Annotated in this window: 9 protein-coding genes; 2 read left to right on the forward strand and 7 right to left on the reverse strand. The window is 44.1% G+C overall.

Features of this window, described 5'->3' with window-relative positions:
- Positions 1-79 precede the first annotated feature (79 nt).
- The 7 genes from Q0954_RS09610 to Q0954_RS09640 all read right to left on the reverse strand — a co-directional run bounded on the left by Q0954_RS09610 (position 80) and on the right by Q0954_RS09640 (position 15,116).
- Positions 80-1,801: a mechanosensitive ion channel family protein gene (locus Q0954_RS09610; protein ID WP_299456238.1), complete on the reverse strand. Its 1,722-nt coding sequence runs from the start codon at positions 1,799-1,801 to the stop codon at positions 80-82.
- 495 nt (positions 1,802-2,296) lie between these two features.
- Positions 2,297-3,529, reverse strand: a complete 1,233-nt coding sequence (locus tag Q0954_RS09615) for an efflux RND transporter periplasmic adaptor subunit (RefSeq protein WP_299456240.1) — start codon at positions 3,527-3,529, stop codon at positions 2,297-2,299.
- 201 nt (positions 3,530-3,730) lie between these two features.
- Positions 3,731-8,068 carry a CusA/CzcA family heavy metal efflux RND transporter gene (locus tag Q0954_RS09620; protein WP_299456242.1) on the reverse strand — a complete coding sequence of 1,446 codons (4,338 nt, stop codon included), beginning with the start codon at positions 8,066-8,068 and terminating at the stop codon, positions 3,731-3,733.
- A 504-nt stretch (positions 8,069-8,572) separates the two neighbouring features.
- Positions 8,573-8,914 (reverse strand): hypothetical protein, encoded by a 342-nt coding sequence (locus Q0954_RS09625; protein WP_299456245.1) that lies wholly within the window; start codon positions 8,912-8,914, stop codon positions 8,573-8,575.
- A gap of 311 nt (positions 8,915-9,225) precedes the next feature.
- Positions 9,226-11,580, reverse strand: a complete 2,355-nt coding sequence (locus Q0954_RS09630) for a type I restriction endonuclease (RefSeq protein ID WP_299456247.1) — start codon at positions 11,578-11,580, stop codon at positions 9,226-9,228.
- Between the two features lie 315 nt (positions 11,581-11,895).
- Positions 11,896-12,354, reverse strand: coding sequence for a MerC domain-containing protein (locus tag Q0954_RS09635; RefSeq protein ID WP_299456249.1), 459 nt, complete (start codon positions 12,352-12,354; stop codon positions 11,896-11,898).
- Between the two features lie 23 nt (positions 12,355-12,377).
- Positions 12,378-15,116, reverse strand: a complete 2,739-nt coding sequence (locus Q0954_RS09640) for a triple tyrosine motif-containing protein (RefSeq protein ID WP_299456251.1) — start codon at positions 15,114-15,116, stop codon at positions 12,378-12,380.
- Between the two features lie 487 nt (positions 15,117-15,603).
- Here Q0954_RS09640 and Q0954_RS09645 point away from each other — a divergent pair, with 487 nt between their 5' ends.
- Together Q0954_RS09645 and Q0954_RS09650 are read left to right on the forward strand one after the other, a co-directional pair.
- Positions 15,604-15,732, forward strand: a complete 129-nt coding sequence (locus Q0954_RS09645; RefSeq protein WP_002693149.1) for a hypothetical protein — start codon at positions 15,604-15,606, stop codon at positions 15,730-15,732.
- Positions 15,733-15,803: 71 nt separating this feature from the next.
- A complete protein-coding gene (locus Q0954_RS09650) occupies positions 15,804-16,253 on the forward strand; it encodes a DUF1572 family protein (RefSeq protein ID WP_299456258.1) in 450 nt (149 codons plus the stop codon).
- The last annotated feature ends 274 nt before the right edge of the window (positions 16,254-16,527 follow it).

The following is a 16,527-nucleotide window of genomic DNA, read 5'->3' on the forward strand; positions in this document are numbered from 1 at the left end:
ATCTCAATTATGGTTGAAAACAAAAAAAACGTGCTTGTTTTATACAAGCACGTTTTTTTATATCTGGAAGGAACACCTCTTAACTATCTCCGCTAGAGTCTCCACCTACCGAAGAGTTACTTTGATTGCGTTTGGCGTGGAATGTTTTCTCGTCAAACTGAGCTGCAATAAACTGCTTTATTTTCTTGTTCAGGTTTTCTTCGTTGAGGTCTGAATCGCTGTAGGCAGGAGTTAGCCCTTTTTGTCCGGGTAAATCTTCTACATGAACAGTTTGTGTAGGGAAAGCAAAACGAACCCCCAGCTCATAAGCCAGCCTCAAAATATTCATCATAAGTTCATGGCGTGCCCTCAGCTCCAGTCCCCAGTCGTTGACCGTAAAAAATGAGTAAAACAAAATGTTGAGCGACGACCCGGCAAAATCATTCAGGTATACCTGAAAATAATCTTTGCGGGTATCGGGGTGTTCCAAAATTATTTGGCGTAAGCCCTTTACAAAAGCATCAATCAGTTGGGGAGGGGTGTCATACGTAAGCCCCAGGGTAGTAGAGTAACGACGGTAGGCGCGTACCCCCATGTTGTCTATCACCATGTTGGCAAGCTTACCGTTAGAGACATACATCACCGAGTTGCTAAAAGTTCGGATGCGGGTAGATCTAAAGCCTACTTCCTCTACTGTACCATTAATATTGTCTGCCACTATCCAATCGCCCACCTGAAAGGGACGGTCCATAAAAATAGTAAAAGAGCCAAACAGATTTTTGATCGTGTCTTGAGCGGCAAAAGCAAAGGCAAGACCACCAATAGACAAACCAGCAAGTATGGTAGTAACGTCGAAGCTGAGCGCATTGAGCATAAATATAAACCCAATGATATACACAAGGGTAATGAGCGCTTTTTTGATCAAAGGAATGAGTTGATCGTCTAGAGTTCCTTCGGTTTTTTCGGCAAGTTTGCCCATATACAAGGCAACAAAGTCTACCAGGTGGTTTCCTATCATCATACCAAACACAGGCAGTACTACTTTTAAAAACAAGACCACATACTCGGTAAAAGACAGTGGAAACTGGAACACGGGCAAAATCCAAATCCAGATTCTCACAATTAAGAACAAACTTGCCGGGCGTGCTATAGACTGGATCAGTTTTTTGACATTGGTACCGCGTTGTCCTTTGCCCAGTTTTACAATAAGCCGGGTAATGAGGTTACGAAAAATATAAGAAAAAATTTTGTGCAAAAAGAAGGAGAAAATGAGCAACACTAACAGCGATAAGTAATGAAACAAGGTCATTCCCAATACTTTGTTGGTCACCCAATCGGGGAATTTATGGATAACCTTCTCCATCATTCCTATGCTTCGATACAAGCTAGGAATACGGTCAAGCGTGTATTCAGAGTACAACCATTGTGAGCCCACTTTTTCTACATATACCTCAGGTAGTTCTTTGGGAAAGAGGATGTACACTTTTTTGTTTGCCTCTGACGCCGTCGTGTCTACATATTTAGGATCTTTGGGTAGCTTGCTATAGTCAACGCGTAAGCCACGGGCATCCAGAATTTTGAGCAATCGTTTTGCCAACTCTTCTCGCTTTTCTATAGAAGCATACTTGCCCCCCCGAAAAAGGGCTTGTGCGGCTATTTCAGGGTGGTAGTTGTTGGTTTGAAGGTTGTCTATATGGGTAGATACCGCATGATAAGGTGTGTTAAGGTTGGCAGTTTTTCTTTTTGAACCTTGTCCAAAGGCAAGGTGACTAAATAATAAAAAAATAAATGCAAAGTATACACTAGTTTTTGGGGTATGCATTGTATGTCTTATCGTGTTTAAAATGTGATTGGATTAATTTCGCTTGATATTTTTATGCAGCGCAAAGTTAAAAAAAATGTCCAGAGGTTACGAAATTATCAAGCGTTCATTTTTAGGGTAGTTATACTTTGATCTTATGGGTGCCTGTAGGAGGGACTACTGACTCCGGACTAATTAGCTCTAGACTAATCACTGCTAGTTAATAGTCCAAGTTTTTTTAGCCATTCGGCTAGAAAGCCTGTCTTGTAAAGATTGGAGACTTCTATTTATAAGCTTCAAGTGTCCTTAAGGAACACTTAAAACAGCGTGAGTGGTTTTTTGGGCATAAGCTCCTAAAAAGTTGCGTCACCGCCTCCGCTGGTGTCTCCACCTGCGGATGAGTACCTGAATAAAAACATTCATAAGTTATTGATAATGAGTATGTATAAGTTTTATAAGAAAACCCTGCTGTAGGAGGGACTACCGACTCCGGACTAATTAGCTCTAGACTAATCACTAATGCTCATGTCCCACTTCGCCCGCCTTCGACTGGGCATATACATAATAAGCCCCTTTGGTCACTAACTGCATTCCAGCAGGTATTTTATCCATCAACTTTATCGAAGTATAGCCGTTATCGCTAGTCCCTGTTATTACCTTAATGGGGATAAACTCCAGCGCATCTTTTTCGTGTGCCTTGCCAGCAAATACAAAAGTAGCCGTACCATCTCTTACAATGGCCTCATCGGGCAGGGCATCCACCGATTGATTGTTGAGCCATATTTTTGCCGTTACAAACAAGTCTTTGATAAACCGGGGGCGTATCTTTTGCAAATGCCCATGCACACGTACCGTTTTGTTGGCTTTGTCAAACTCTTTGCCTATCACGTGTACCGTTCCTCTGTACTGTTTTTTGCCCAAAGCAGGCACACTATAAGTAATCTTTTGCTCCTCTGCTACCAAAGCAACGTCCTTTTCGAACACCTCAAGCTCTAGGTGCAGGTGCCCCTCATCTACAATCTCCATGAGCTCACGCGAGGGTGCTACATACACCCCATTGTGCATGTTGATAGAGGTAATGTAACCCGACATAGGCGCAGTAATGGCTACTTGCCGCCTTATATTTTGGATGGTGAGTTGGGCAGTGTTGATGCCCAAGTAGTTGAGAAACTTGGCCATTCCTTCGAGTTGGGCTTGTTTGATAGCCACCTCTGAGCGTAGTTTTTGCACATTTTTTTGTACCCCGGCATTGGCCTTTAGCAAAGTTTGTTGCCGGGCCATTTCTTGCTTTATATAAACAAGTTCGGCTTTGATCTCCAGGTATTTTTGTTGTTTGAGAATAAACTCAGGGTTTTCGAGATAAGCAATCACCGTCCCTTGTTTGATATACGCCCCTTCTATATATTTTTGGCTACCTTTGATAAACCCCTCCGCCTTGGCGCTCACCGATGAGTAAGCATTGGGTGGAAGCCCCAATGTACCGGTAGCCGTGATAAAATCATTGATTTTCACCTTGCTAAGCCCCCCAAACTCCAGCCCCACAGTGCTTGCCTGGGTTTTGCTTAGGTGTATTTCCCCAGTTTCTTTTTCTTCGTGTGTATGTGGGTGTTGATGGTCGTGTTCTTTGACACCTGTTTTTGCTTCCTGCACCGCCTTTTTATTGGCCATTCCTTTGTTTTCAGGATTTTTACAGGCATTGGCAAAAGCCAATATTACACTGATGATGATATATAAATTGATATGTTTCATTTTTTGTTTGGTTATTTAATAGTCTCAAGTCCTTAGATGCCGATGCATATCGGTGGTACGAGCGACAAGCAGCTACTATAGTCTCAAGGTACGAGCGACAAGCTACAAGTTGTCCTTGTATTTACATTTGTAGCTTGCCACTTATTGCTGTATTTACACTTGCTGCTTATCACTTGATGCTTATCGCTTAAAGCTTGTCGCTTATTGCTTGCCGCTTATCTCCCCCCCCGCCTTGACCAAATACTCATAATACACCACTGCCTGGTTGTAGGCAAGTACTTGAGCCCAATAGTTTTGCTGGTTTTGAGCTGAAAGATTAAGCGTGTTGAGCAATTCCAGGTACGATACCCCCCCCGTTTGATAACTCAGTCGGGCAATGCGCTCCAGTTCAGGGTTTACCCCAGCGAGCTGTTGCTGATAAAACCGCACCCCTTCGCGGTAAAGCTGCACCGCATTTTGGGCAGCACTGATGCCTTGCTTCAGACGTAATTGGGTACTTTGGTATTGGGTTTCGGCAAGTGCGGCTTGTATTTTTTGTGCTGCTACTTTGCGACGGTTTTGACTCTTAAACAAGGGAATTTGTACCCCTGCCTGAACTCCGTTTAACCAACCCCCTTCGTCAAACCTTTGGGCAGCATAGCCCAGGCTAAAACTGGGCTGCACACTCGCCTTAATTACCCTTACTTTGGCGTTTTCTATAGCAATACGCTGCTTGGCTTGTTGCAAACTAAAGTTATTGGTGGAACTGGCAGGTGTGTAAGGCAATACCCGCAAACTGTCTTGCGTAGTCAGGGGTTGGCTCAAACCAAGCAAGAGGGCAAATTGTTGCTCCAGGCTGCTTTGTTCCATCTCGGTTTGCCGCTTAAGCAGCTGATACTTATTAAGTTGTGACCGAATGCTTAAGCTTTCTATAGCATTGGTTTCGCCAGAAGCTTGCCGGGCTTTAGCTTTTTTCAAAAACCGACCATAGGTAGCAGTCAGGCGGGTATACAACCCCACCATCTTTTTTTTGTATTGAATGTTCAAATACAATCGCTGTACCTGCCATTTAAGTTTAGTGGCTGCTACATTTTTGGCCAGGTTGTTTTGCGCCAACCATTGTTTTTGCAAAGCATTACGGGCTTTGGTGGCGCCTGTTCCTACAAAGTTTTGGGTAATATTGAGCTGGCTCACCCGCTGATTATTAGGCCTATACAAACCATCGCCCTGATAAGTGATATTGGTAGTGCCAGGGTTGTAGCGTTGGCGCTGTAATATGGTGGTTTGCTTAATGGCGAGTTTTGCCACTTGCATATCGGGGTGGTTTTGCAAAGCAACTGTAATCGCACTGTCCAACGACATAGCCGGGGTTTGTGCCTGTGCCGTGCTCCAACCCACTGCCAACAATGGCAACAGCCATGACGCCTTGGGTACACGCAGGTTTTTGCCTCCTTGTTTTTCTTGCCAGCTTGCCAGCCAACTATACAAAATGGGCAATACCACCAAAGTAAGAAAAGTGGCAGTGAGCAAGCCCCCTATTACTACTGTAGCAAGTGGGCGTTGCACCTCGGCACCGCCCGAAGTAGAAATTGCCATAGGAAAAAATCCCAAAGAAGCCACTGCAGCAGTCATGAGCACTGGGCGTAAGCGTACCTTGGTGCCCTGTATGATGCGTTGTCTGATGTCAGTCATTCCTTCGTGTTTTAGTTGGTTAAAATATCCAATCAACACAATGCCATTGAGCACTGCCACCCCAAACAAAGCAATAAATCCAATGCCCGCCGATATACTAAAGGGCAAGCCGCGCCACTGGAGCGCCCACACGCCCCCAATTGCCGAAAGGGGAATGGCTGTAAAAATAAGTGCCGCCTGAGCCACCGAGCCAAAGGTAAAATACAACAAGATAAAAATAAGCGCCAAAGCTATGGGCAATGCTACCGACAATCGTGCTTTGGCAGCCTTGAGGTTTTCGAACTGCCCCCCGTATTCAAAATAATACCCCGCTGGTAGCTTTACTTCAGCCTCCAGCTTTCGCCGAATATGCTGTACCAACGTTTCTACGTCCGAGTCGCCCACATTTACCCCAATCACAATGCGTCGGTGGGTGTTTTCCCGCGAAATTTGCATAGGCGCCTTTACCAACTCAATGCGTGCCACTGAGCTCAGCGGAATTTGCGCTTGATTGGGCAAGCTGATGTACAAATCTTTGACATCTTGTATGCCCCTACGGTGCGCCTGGTCAAGCCTGATTACCAGGTCAAACCGTCGCTCACCCTCATAAATAATCCCCGCTTTTTCTCCGGCAAAAGCCGTCCTGATTACACGATTTACCTCTTTGATGTGCAACCCATATTGCGCCATTTTTGCGTAGTCATAGCGTACAATTACCTGAGGCATTCCAGTCACTTGTTCTACATTGACCGTACCCACTCCGGGCACCTTACCAATGACCTGTTCGGCAGCCTTGGCGCTCGCAAAAAGTTGATCGATATTGTCTCCATAAAGCTTAATGGCAATATCGGCTTTGGTGCCCGTCATCAATTCGTTGAAACGGAGCTGAATGGGTTGTGAAAACTCATAGCCAATGCCTGGAATATGCTGGAGTTCGGCGGCTATTTTTTCAAACATTTCCGGGCGGCTTTGCGCCGATGTCCAGGCTTCTTTGGGGCGCATAACCAAGATATAATCACCAATTTCTACAGGCATAGGGTCAGTAGGAATCTCGGCAGCGCCTATGTTTACTATAGCATCGGTAATTTCGGGAAACTTTGCCAACAAACGACGTTGAATCATTTGGGCAGTGACCACACTTTGGCTGAGCGAACTGCCTGGAGGCAAAATATGCTGCATGGCAAGGTCGCCTTCTTCCAGTGTAGGAATAAACTCGCCCCCCATTTGGCTGAAGCCCCACACACTGAGTCCAAACAAGCCTATAGTTGCCGCCACAAACCACACTTTTAGCCGTAAGGCAAGCTCCAACAAAGGCAAATAGGCCCGTTGGCAAAGCAAAATAATACGATCGGCAACGGTTACTTTGCGTACTATTTGTTTGCGTAAAAATAAGGCAGCCATGGCAGGCACATAAGTAAGCGAGAGCACCAGTGCCCCAGCAATGGCCAACATCACGGTTTGCGCCATAGGCTTAAACATTTTGCCCTCTATGCCCACCAAGGCTATGATAGGAATGTATACAATCAGGATAATTATTTCGCCAAAAGCAGCAGAGCTTCTTATTTCTTGTGCCGAATCAATTACCGCTTCGTCTACCTGGCTTTGACTGAGCTTTTGCCCGGCAAAATTTGTCTGAAAACGATGCACTATAGCTTCTACTATAATGATGGCACCATCGATGATGAGCCCAAAATCTATAGCGCCCAGGCTCATAAGGTTTGCCGATATACCCCACAGGTTCATCATAGACACCGCAAACAGCATAGCCAATGGAATAACCGAAGCCACAATAACTCCGGCGCGCCAGTTGCCCAGCATCAACACCAAAATAAAAACCACAATGAGCCCACCTTCTATCAGGTTTTTCTGTACCGTACCTATAGCGGTGCTAATGAGCTTATCGCGAACCAAGTAAGCATCTATGACTATGCCTTTGGGCAACGATTTCTGAATTTGCGCCACTCTGTCTTTCACCCTTTGCGTAACTTGTGCTGAGTTGGCGCCTTTAAACATCATTACTTTGCCGCCTACGGCTTCTTCGCCATTGCGCACCAGCGCCCCATAGCGGGGAGCCTTGCCAAACTGTACCTTGGCAATGTCCCTAACCAATACAGGTACATCATTTTTGTTGCTCACAACTATTTGCTCCAGGTCGCGGCGCGACTTTGCCACTCCCTCTGAACGGATATAATAGGTATAGGGTGTTTTCTCGATATAAGCCCCCCCAGTATTTTCGTTGCTGTTGGCAAGGGCACGGTATACATCGTTGATGCTCAAGCCCATAGACTTAAGCAAAGCTGGATTCACCGCCACTTCGTATTGCTTGAGGTAGCCCCCCATCGTATTTACTTCGGCTACTCCCTCTATACCCGCCAATTGTCGTTTTACTATCCAGTCTTGTATGGTGCGCAAATCGGTGAGCGAGTATTGTTTTTCGTAGCCTTTTTTTGGGCGTACTACATACTGATATATCTCACCCAACCCCGTAGAAATAGGCGCCATTTTGGGCGTACCCAAGCCCGTTGGGATAGCCTCGCGCGCTTCTTTCAAACGTTCGTCTACCAATTGGCGCGCCAGGTAAATATTGTAGTTTTCGGCAAATACTACCGTGACCACCGAGAGCCCAAAGCGCGAAACCGAACGTATTTCTTTGACTTGCTGCAGGTTTTGTAGCGAAAGCTCTATAGGGGTGGTAATAAATTGCTCTACCTCTTGTGTGGCAAGGGTAGGCGATAGGGTCATAATTTGCACCTGGTTGTTGGTAATGTCGGGCACTGCATCTATGGGCAGTTGATGCAGAGAAAATACCCCCCACACCACCAGGGCTGCTACCAACAGCCCTACAATGAACTTATTCTGGACAGAATAAGCAATGATTTTGTCGAACATATAATGTTTAATTTCAATGGTTAAATTGTCTATAGTTGAGCTCCTTTGCAAGGGTTCTCTTTATACCTGCCAGGTTTTATAGTATAGGCAGTTGAAATTTAATATTTGCAAACCTATAATAAAGAGAAGTCTACCCACACCTGCCAGGTTTTGAAAACCTGGCAGGTGTAAAAAGCTGTTTTATTAAAAGTCTACCGACTGCACTAAAAAACCTGGCAGGTATACGACCCCTCCAAATCGTATGGCATAGCCAAACTCCCTTGACTCGGAAGAAGGTTCAAGCGAGTAAAACTAATTGCCTGAGGCTATTGTCATACTTGCAAATTAGATAAAGTGTAAACAGGGTTTTCTTATAAAAGAATCTTTAGGAGAATATACCCCCGAAAAACCATATTTTCGCCTCGGGCAGTGTCTCCACGCCCGATCGAAACCTTGTGCTTTGCCAGCTTCAGAGAGGTTTCTCACTTTTTATAAGAAAGCCCTAAAAGTGTAAATGCTTAATTTTCAACTATAGAGTGGGGGGTGCCAAACGCTTCTCAAATACTCTTGAGAATAACTGGGGGCGTAGTGGTCTTGGTAAACCAAGGCAGGTATGCGATGTTTTTGTAACACAGCTACAAAAACAGTCAATGAAATAGACAAGCCACAGCATTGGCAAGTACAAAATGGTGAACAAGCATCCTGGCTGTCTTCTGAGTGGTCGTGATTAGCCTCCACCTCATCATGTGTGTCATCATGGGTTGATTGTTCTACCACCAAACCATTTTCACACGTAACCCCGTCGGTGCAGGTGAGCATTGACATGGTAAGTATCAACAGGGACAATATGAAAGCGGTGTATTTCATCTGCCAGCAAAGGTAAATAAAATATCGGTGCACAAGTGTTGCAAGTAAGAAATATGAGGTGGCAAGGTGTTTCAAACGCCACTGGCTTAAGTTTTTTCAACAACATACGCGGGGATGCGTGCGCCAGCCGTTGAAATATGAGGCGGCAAGGTGTTTCAAACATCCTCCTCCTCACACTTTAGACAAAGTATAATTAACCCAAGTTGCCATATGTAAAATATAAAATTTTGATATACAGGTGTTTATGTGTTGTGAGTGCGAATATAACTGGTACTTGAAGCTGGTCGCTTGTACCTCGCAACTTCAATTAATTAACTCAAAAACAAACGCCCACTATTGGGCAAATAACGCATAAAATGGTATACCATAGCCGTTTTTTGGTCAATTGCTGTGGGAGGGTATACTTTATCAAGTAATGCACGCAGTTGGGTTTTGATAAAATGCTTTACTTCTATAGACTGGGTCAAGTCTCTAGACCAATGATCGTTCAATAGTTGGTGTTGGACTTGTTTTAAGTTGCCCAACAGTGTTTGAGCGGCTTGTTTTATGCTTGGCTTTTGGTCGGGTAGCAGGCTTTCGTCCCACAACAAGTCAAACACTTGAAGCTCAGCTTCGGTCAGCCCCTCGTGTTCGGCGCGTTTCCCTTCCAGGCTTAGTTGTTCTCCGTATGCTTTGAGGGTGGCAAAAAAGTGAGCCGGCGTTGGGCTACCATCATATTCGCCCACAATGGCTTGCCACCTCTGAGCAAAGCCAATTCGAGTAGAGTTAAGCGCCAACATACGCCTGAGCTCCTGTTGTAAAAATGCCTGCAGGTCTCTCAATGCCAGGTATTGATACGGCGTTTGATGAAAATTTGTCGCCACTTTTTCAAAGTCAATCGTTAGTAAATCTAACCTTTGCGCCTGTGGAAGGCTGTGTTCGGCCACTTTAGCCAACTCGGTGGCAGCACTCTGTTTGGGCAAAGTCCCTTTAAACAATTCGCTATGAGCAAGCGACGCTACTTCATAAATTCCTCCTTTATTTTGTCTAAACAGCTGCGCCTGCAAATACTGATACACTTCCCTTATTTTTTCAAAAAATGCGGGCATATTTTCCAGAGATTGGGCAGCATGGTAAAGATGGTAAATATGGTCGGCTTTGAGTCTCAACGCGGTACTTAGTTGCTCACTTTTGGCCAATTGATTGGCTACACCCATCAAATGTGGTATTTTAGTCGGAAGAGCATCATTGCTTAGTATAAGTTCCATATTGCCTCCGTGTTGGCTCAAAAACTGACGGCTTGCTTCTATAGCCTGTTGGAGCATTTCGGGCAAAGGCTGGGTAAACTCAGGGGCTACTGTCGTTGAAGCTTGGGTGGTTGCCAATGCCAAATAACTTGCCTGAGGCAGTGCTTGCTGTATATTATCCTGATACGCTTTGTGCTGCTTAGTGAGTGTTTCGTCTATGAGCACCACCAGGTTTTTCCGGTTGCTCAACCAGCCAAAAGACGCTTCTTTGGGTGTACTAAAATGCTGAATAAGCGTAAAAACCACCTGATTACTTTCTTTGGTCAATATAGTTCTCAAGTCATCCGGGCTGTTTGCTTTGTGTATGCCCACCCGCTGAGCCTCCAGCCCTTTTTCAAAAACATCCCAAACTTGTTCCTCCAGTGTTTGATGATCGTGCACCACCACAAAACTATAGTTTGTTGTAGCACGGTGCAGTACTTTTAGTATAAAAAAGAGTTCAGGCAAGTGTTTGTTATCCCCTTGAGTATGCGAAAGCACGCCCAGTTTACCCGCCAGTTTATAGCGTTGTTGCCATGCGTCAAAACTTTTGTTTACACTCAGGTATTGGTGGTTTTGGGCTAGTACTTTGGTTTTTTCTTCTGCAAAAAAGACAAAGTGATGGACCATATCGAGTAATCGGGTTTTTTCACAAATACTGTAGAGGGTTTTTGTCAGGCCATTTTCAGCCGTTAAAGACTGGTGACCATAGTCTGCTTGTTGCCACTGGTGGTAGCCATTCCACTTGGTATCAAAACTCCCTACTTTGGTGTCTTGTGCGCCCGCCAATATCACCCAGGCATTGAAGCTAAACAAGGTGGGAATGTCGCGTTTGTAGCGTTGCAAACGGTCATAGGCAAATAGAGCTTCTGGCTTGGTGTCAAGCACCAACAGTACTAAAGGAATGCCATTGACATACAACAGTAAGCCGGGGCAGCACAGGTCATTGACTACCACCGGAAGCCCTGCCACTGCCATAAAATAATTTAAGCCAGGCCGATCAAAACGAATGTAGTGTACTTGATAAGTTTGCTCGTTGCCCCGCTCGTTTTTGGCTGTCGCCCAATAGCCTTGTACGATCAACTGATGGACTTGCTTGTTTGCTGACAGCATAGGTAGGTGGGTACGGTTGGTGGTGAGTGCATGGACGGCAGCATCTATCAACTTAGCTTTGCTTGCCTTGGGCAGGTGATCGTTTAGCCGGTGCATTGCTTGTGGTAGGTGTTCGAGGCTGACCACTTCTTGCGGAGAACCACGTCTGAGTGGATCTTGAGCCACTTGCCAGGGGGTATTGTGGAGTTCAATTGATTGGCAGTCAAGGTATTCGTCATATCCCAGTTCATGAAGCAATAGGTTGACTGCCCGTGATTGCATATCATTTTCAGATACAGGTAAAGCCATTGGCAGATATTAATGTATTTTTTTTATAAGGTGTTTGCGCGGGTAAGATACGTTTTTTTAGTTAGGTTAACTAAACCCTCAGGCTGGCTTGTGGTACGGTTCATAAAGCGAATGTAGTTGAATGGAAAGGGGAATCCTTGGTAGGTAAGCAATTGTTGGCGGTGGTTGGTCACTTGCGAACATACAAATGCAGGAGGCAAAATGGATGCAGTATAAAAATGGGGTGGTGGGTAGTAAAACCAATCAAAAGCCCCAAAAGAGTGTGATTGTCACCTCTTTTGGGGCTTGTTTTAAGTATATTTTTTGAATGAATTTTCAATGGGCATGCTCAGGCACTGAACAACGCATGCTGTGTCGAATATTGATGATGTGCATCACAATTAACCCAACAGAACCAGCGTAAGCCAGGTAAGTAAGCCAAACAAAGGCATCTTCGAGAAAGATACCCAGCGTAAATAAAACAAATATTATATAAAATGCCCACTTCATGCGAAGTGTTACATGAGAAGAGCGTGTAGCAAAATATACTGCAATTAAGCTAAGCCCCACAAATACATATTCGAGAAAATGGAGTTTTTCATCAATAAACTGGGCTGCCACAGGTTTTATGCTGACCAAAATGGGCAAAGAAATACAATGAATCAGACAAAGCAATGAGCTGATAATGCCTAATGTATCAGCTTTTTTGAATAAGTTATTTCTCATAAATGCGTATATATGCAATGTTGTTGCAAATGTAACACAATTACTTTGCTTCACAAAATCATTAGGCATTGTTCAGGTCTTTTTACCTTTTATTACTTTTGTTGAAACCGATGCTTGTTTTCACTGAGCCAGGCAGAGAACCTACGCTCAAGTGGATTGAGCGACATTGCCAGCAAAATATTCATAAATAACTTAAACACAGGCACTCCTCCCGAAATATCGTCTACTGAAGGCTCAAGGGTAATCATAAAAAACTCAAAAACGGTAATAATAGTGACAAAAGTAATGATGCTTGAGTAACGTTCAAATCGTTCGAAACGACTGGACACTGCCGAGGCAACAACTAAACCTGCCAATACCAACACTTCTAACAAATAAAACCACCACCTTTTCCAGAAAGGAGGAACCACCCTAAAGCGTATTTTTTTGATTGGACTTATTTCGCCAATCGCATTTTTTGCCCTCAGTTCCAAGGTGTGCTTACCACTGGGCAAAAATGTAAACTTAATTTCAGCGTTGTTTTTCCACTCGCTCCAGCCTTTGGTGAGTCCTTTGATACGGTACTGGTATTGGGTAGAGGCTTCGTTTAAATAATGTGTAGCACCCAGTTCAAAAGTAAGACTATAGGCTTTTGCTCCTTGGTACAAACGAATATTGTCGAGCTTGAGGTTTTGCTGCTGGTGATCAAACACCTTGGCAACCAACACCTCAAACCCTGGGCTGTCTTTGGTCGATGCTGGGGCAATGCGGAGTACCTGGTTTTTGTCAACTACCCATATATTTTTTGCTTCATCGTGGTAAATGTCATTTACCTGGCTACACAATGCCAAATGTGCTACCTGACTGCTGTCGGCCAGATTGAGCCATTTTTGCTGTAAGTTGGTCCATACGTTGGCCCCTTGGCGTTGTACCATCTGGTAGGGCAAGCGCACGTCTTTGAGCAATGAGTCACGGTAAAACTGCTGTTTTTTAGTATCTAAACGATACAAGCCATTAGACAAAAACAATACGGGAGCTTGTCCAATGCCCACCACCTGTACATTTTCTACATAATAACGGGGCAATTGATACACTTGATGGCTTTGGTACTGTCCCTCTGCAGTGGTTTGCACTTTAATTGCCTGATTGTCGCCCCCCAACCACAAGCTACTACCTATAAAGGCCATAGAATAGACCGCTGCTTTGATAGCGGCAAAGTCATCTTTTAGCTTCCACTTTTCCCCTTGCTTTGTTACACTTTTTACCCCTTCACTGGTGGCTACATAAGCCAGTTGCTCGTTGTTAGGCGATTTTTTGACCTGGTGTATATACACCTCCTTCAGTACTGGTGCTACCTTTCCGTTTTGGTATACATACAAGCCCTGATTGCTCCCCAACAACAATTCATTGGCAGTGGCGGCTATTTGCTTTACCCTTGCCGAAAATCCAGGAATTTTATGATAAAAATAAGGAAAAGAACTTAATGCATACAATTCTCTTTGCAATATGTTGCGTTGTCGTAATGGTAATTTTGGTTGGGCTTTGGTTGGGGCTTTAGGCTGTTGACGGGGTTTTACTGTCACCACTACTTTTTTCTTGCCAAACACATTGTTGATAAGATTACCCACTACTGTTCCTCCTACCTTTTGCGACTGTAACGTAACCCCTCCTGTGCTTGCTATTGCTTGTTTACTCACCACAATGCCCTTTTGTTGCTGGCGTTTAATGGGGGTTACCAGGTCTTGAAAATTACGCGTCTTTTTCAACTGAAATAATCCCTCACTGGTGGCTACATACAATTGTTTTTGCCAGTAGGTAACCGAAGTAGGGGTGCCCACCAAGCCCGGATAATGGGTAAAGTTAGTCACAGGTGCCCGCAATACTGCCCGCGAAATACCCTGGGTATGTACAATCCATAAGCCCTGGCGATGATCGGCCGCCAAGGTTTGCACCTCGTCGTCGGGCAAGCCCGTTTGGTGGTTAATCATATACAAGGTTTTGCCCGATGTAGGCGCTACTATCAACACCCCACCGTTGAGCGTTCCCAAGGCCAATTGCCCCGAACTAAGTAAGGTGCCTTGAGTGAGGGTGTGTTCTTCTAAGTATTTTTGGGCAGCAAGCGGGAGTATACTCCACTGAGCCCCATCAAACCTATAAACTTTGTTTTGGGCAGTCACATAAAGAAACTGGGTAGAAGTAAAAGCGGATAGAATTTTTATTTTACCAAAATCTACCTGAGTGTTTACTTTTACTAATGGGCTTGGTTTTTTGTCTTCATTGTTTTCATCTTTGGGCGGGGCAGGCACTTGGTGTAGCCCTTTGTTATAAATGTTTACCAACACCTTTTCTTTGAACACCATTAAGCTCTGAAATGCCTGGTTTTGCCATACTCTTGTTACTTTGCGTTGGGCACGATCTACCTCTATTAATACTTTATTGCTCAAAAAGTACACGAATTTTGTATTGCCTTTTACAAAATGAAAGTCGCCTATTTCTTTGGGTATTTTTTTAGATGAGCGACTCAAACTCTGAAAACGGTATTGGCGTGAGGGCAATAGTTGTAAAAAACCAAAACTGGAGCGGCCTCCAGTATATACTACCGTAGAGTCGTCGAGAAGCGCATACAAGGTAGATTGTGCCTGCACAGGTTGCCATTGTTGCCCATTGTATTGAGTTGCCCCTCTGGCATTTGCCAACAAAATAGTTTTATGTTTGGTTTGCACCAATGCATTGGTTTGTACCCCGGTATTTGATGGAGGGTAGTTTTGTAAATGCACGGCTCCTTCTTGTGCGTAACCTGCTGACCAACAGCCCAGTAAAGCCATCAGGCGAATCATTTTTCTCAATAACATAGAGTAGCGGTTGTTAATTCGTTGTCAATGTGTTTTTTGCGGAAAACATACACAATATTTACACCAAAAACAAGCATTTGAAAGGTACTATTTTTGGCACAAGCCACCAAAGAATGGTAATAAACAAAAGGAGGCTTAGGTTTTATTTTTACCTCCGACTTGAATATAATTTGTAGTTTTTAAAGTTCTATCATCGGTTTAGAAATTTATTGGTAGTGTTTTGTCTTAAGGTATACTAAAAGCAATGCCCCAGTAAAACAACCCAAGACTAAAAGCCTAAGAACAATTGAAGCACCCAGAAAAATTAAAAGACCAATCTAGTCACCCCACTTTTGGCACATAATTAGCATAATACCTAGATGTAATGTTACTACACTATGAGCAAACAAAGGGTAGATCCCGATTATATCTTGCCCATGTGGTACAGTGCGTTTCTGTCAACAGATGAGGAAGATTTGATTCAACAATTTTTAAACCACGCAACGTTATGGAAAAAGTATTCAGAAGTTTTGGTTTTGTGTATGCCCTTGTCAGCAAAACCATTGAAAACATGGGGCTTATTCTTTTTTACATTGCCCTGTTTTATTGTGTCGCCGTCATGTTCTTTTGGCGATAATTCAATTATTTTGTGTTATTTTGTGTAAACAGTTTTTATCAAACTTCAAACACAAAATAACACAAATAATCATGACTCTCGAAACCCTCATATCAATTTATCAGCGCGATTTAGACAAACTCAAAGAAGAAATTCTCGCCTACCCCCACGAACAAGACATTTGGAAAACCGCTAACGGCATTAGCAACTCTGGCGGCACCCTTGCCTTACACCTTATAGGAAACCTCAATCATTTTATTGGAGCCACTCTGGGCAACACGGGCTATGTGCGCGACCGAGAAGCAGAGTTTGCCCTACGCAATGTGCCACGCAAAAAAATAGTGGATGATATTGATGAAATAAAACAAATAGTAGGCGAAGTATTGACCAACTTACCTCTGGCGCGCCTTACCAAAGCCTACCCACTGCCGTGGCGAGACAAAGAAGTATCGGTAGATTTTATGCTCATTCACCTTTTATCTCACCTTGCCTATCATTTGGGGCAAGTCAACTACCACCGCCGTATTTTATCTGCCAAATAAGACTTTCGTATAAAAGTTACCGTCTGGTTGCTTGTGAAGATACAAGCAACGGCGTAAGTGTTGGTTCTAAAGTGTTAAATTCCATTCAAATGCCTTTTGTAGGGGCAATCCTTTATGGTTGCCCTAGCCTAGTAAATTTCATCGCTTGGGGCTCCGTAATATTTTGAGAGGTTTTGCTACTGGTTGCTTGTGAAGACACAAGCAACGGCGTAAGTGTTGGTTCTAAAGTGTTAAATTCCATTCAAATGCCTTTTGTAGGGGCAATCCTTTATGG

The organism is uncultured Microscilla sp. (genome assembly GCF_947493425.1).
Classification (GTDB): Bacteria; Bacteroidota; Bacteroidia; order Cytophagales; family Microscillaceae; genus Microscilla.

Excerpts from the sequence above, each read along its gene's own strand:
- Q0954_RS09640 (WP_299456251.1), bottom strand. The coding sequence starts at position 15,116 with ATGTTATTGAGAAAAATGATTCGCCTGATGGCTTTACTGGGCTGTTGG.
- Q0954_RS09615 (WP_299456240.1), bottom strand. The coding sequence starts at position 3,529 with ATGAAACATATCAATTTATATATCATCATCAGTGTAATATTGGCTTTT.
- Q0954_RS09630 (WP_299456247.1), bottom strand. The coding sequence starts at position 11,580 with ATGGCTTTACCTGTATCTGAAAATGATATGCAATCACGGGCAGTCAAC.
- Q0954_RS09645 (WP_002693149.1), top strand. The coding sequence starts at position 15,604 with ATGGAAAAAGTATTCAGAAGTTTTGGTTTTGTGTATGCCCTTGTCAGC.
- Q0954_RS09610 (WP_299456238.1), bottom strand. The coding sequence starts at position 1,801 with ATGCATACCCCAAAAACTAGTGTATACTTTGCATTTATTTTTTTATTA.
- Q0954_RS09650 (WP_299456258.1), top strand. The coding sequence starts at position 15,804 with ATGACTCTCGAAACCCTCATATCAATTTATCAGCGCGATTTAGACAAA.
- Q0954_RS09625 (WP_299456245.1), bottom strand. The coding sequence starts at position 8,914 with ATGAAATACACCGCTTTCATATTGTCCCTGTTGATACTTACCATGTCA.
- Q0954_RS09620 (WP_299456242.1), bottom strand. The coding sequence starts at position 8,068 with ATGTTCGACAAAATCATTGCTTATTCTGTCCAGAATAAGTTCATTGTA.
- Q0954_RS09635 (WP_299456249.1), bottom strand. The coding sequence starts at position 12,354 with ATGCCTAATGATTTTGTGAAGCAAAGTAATTGTGTTACATTTGCAACA.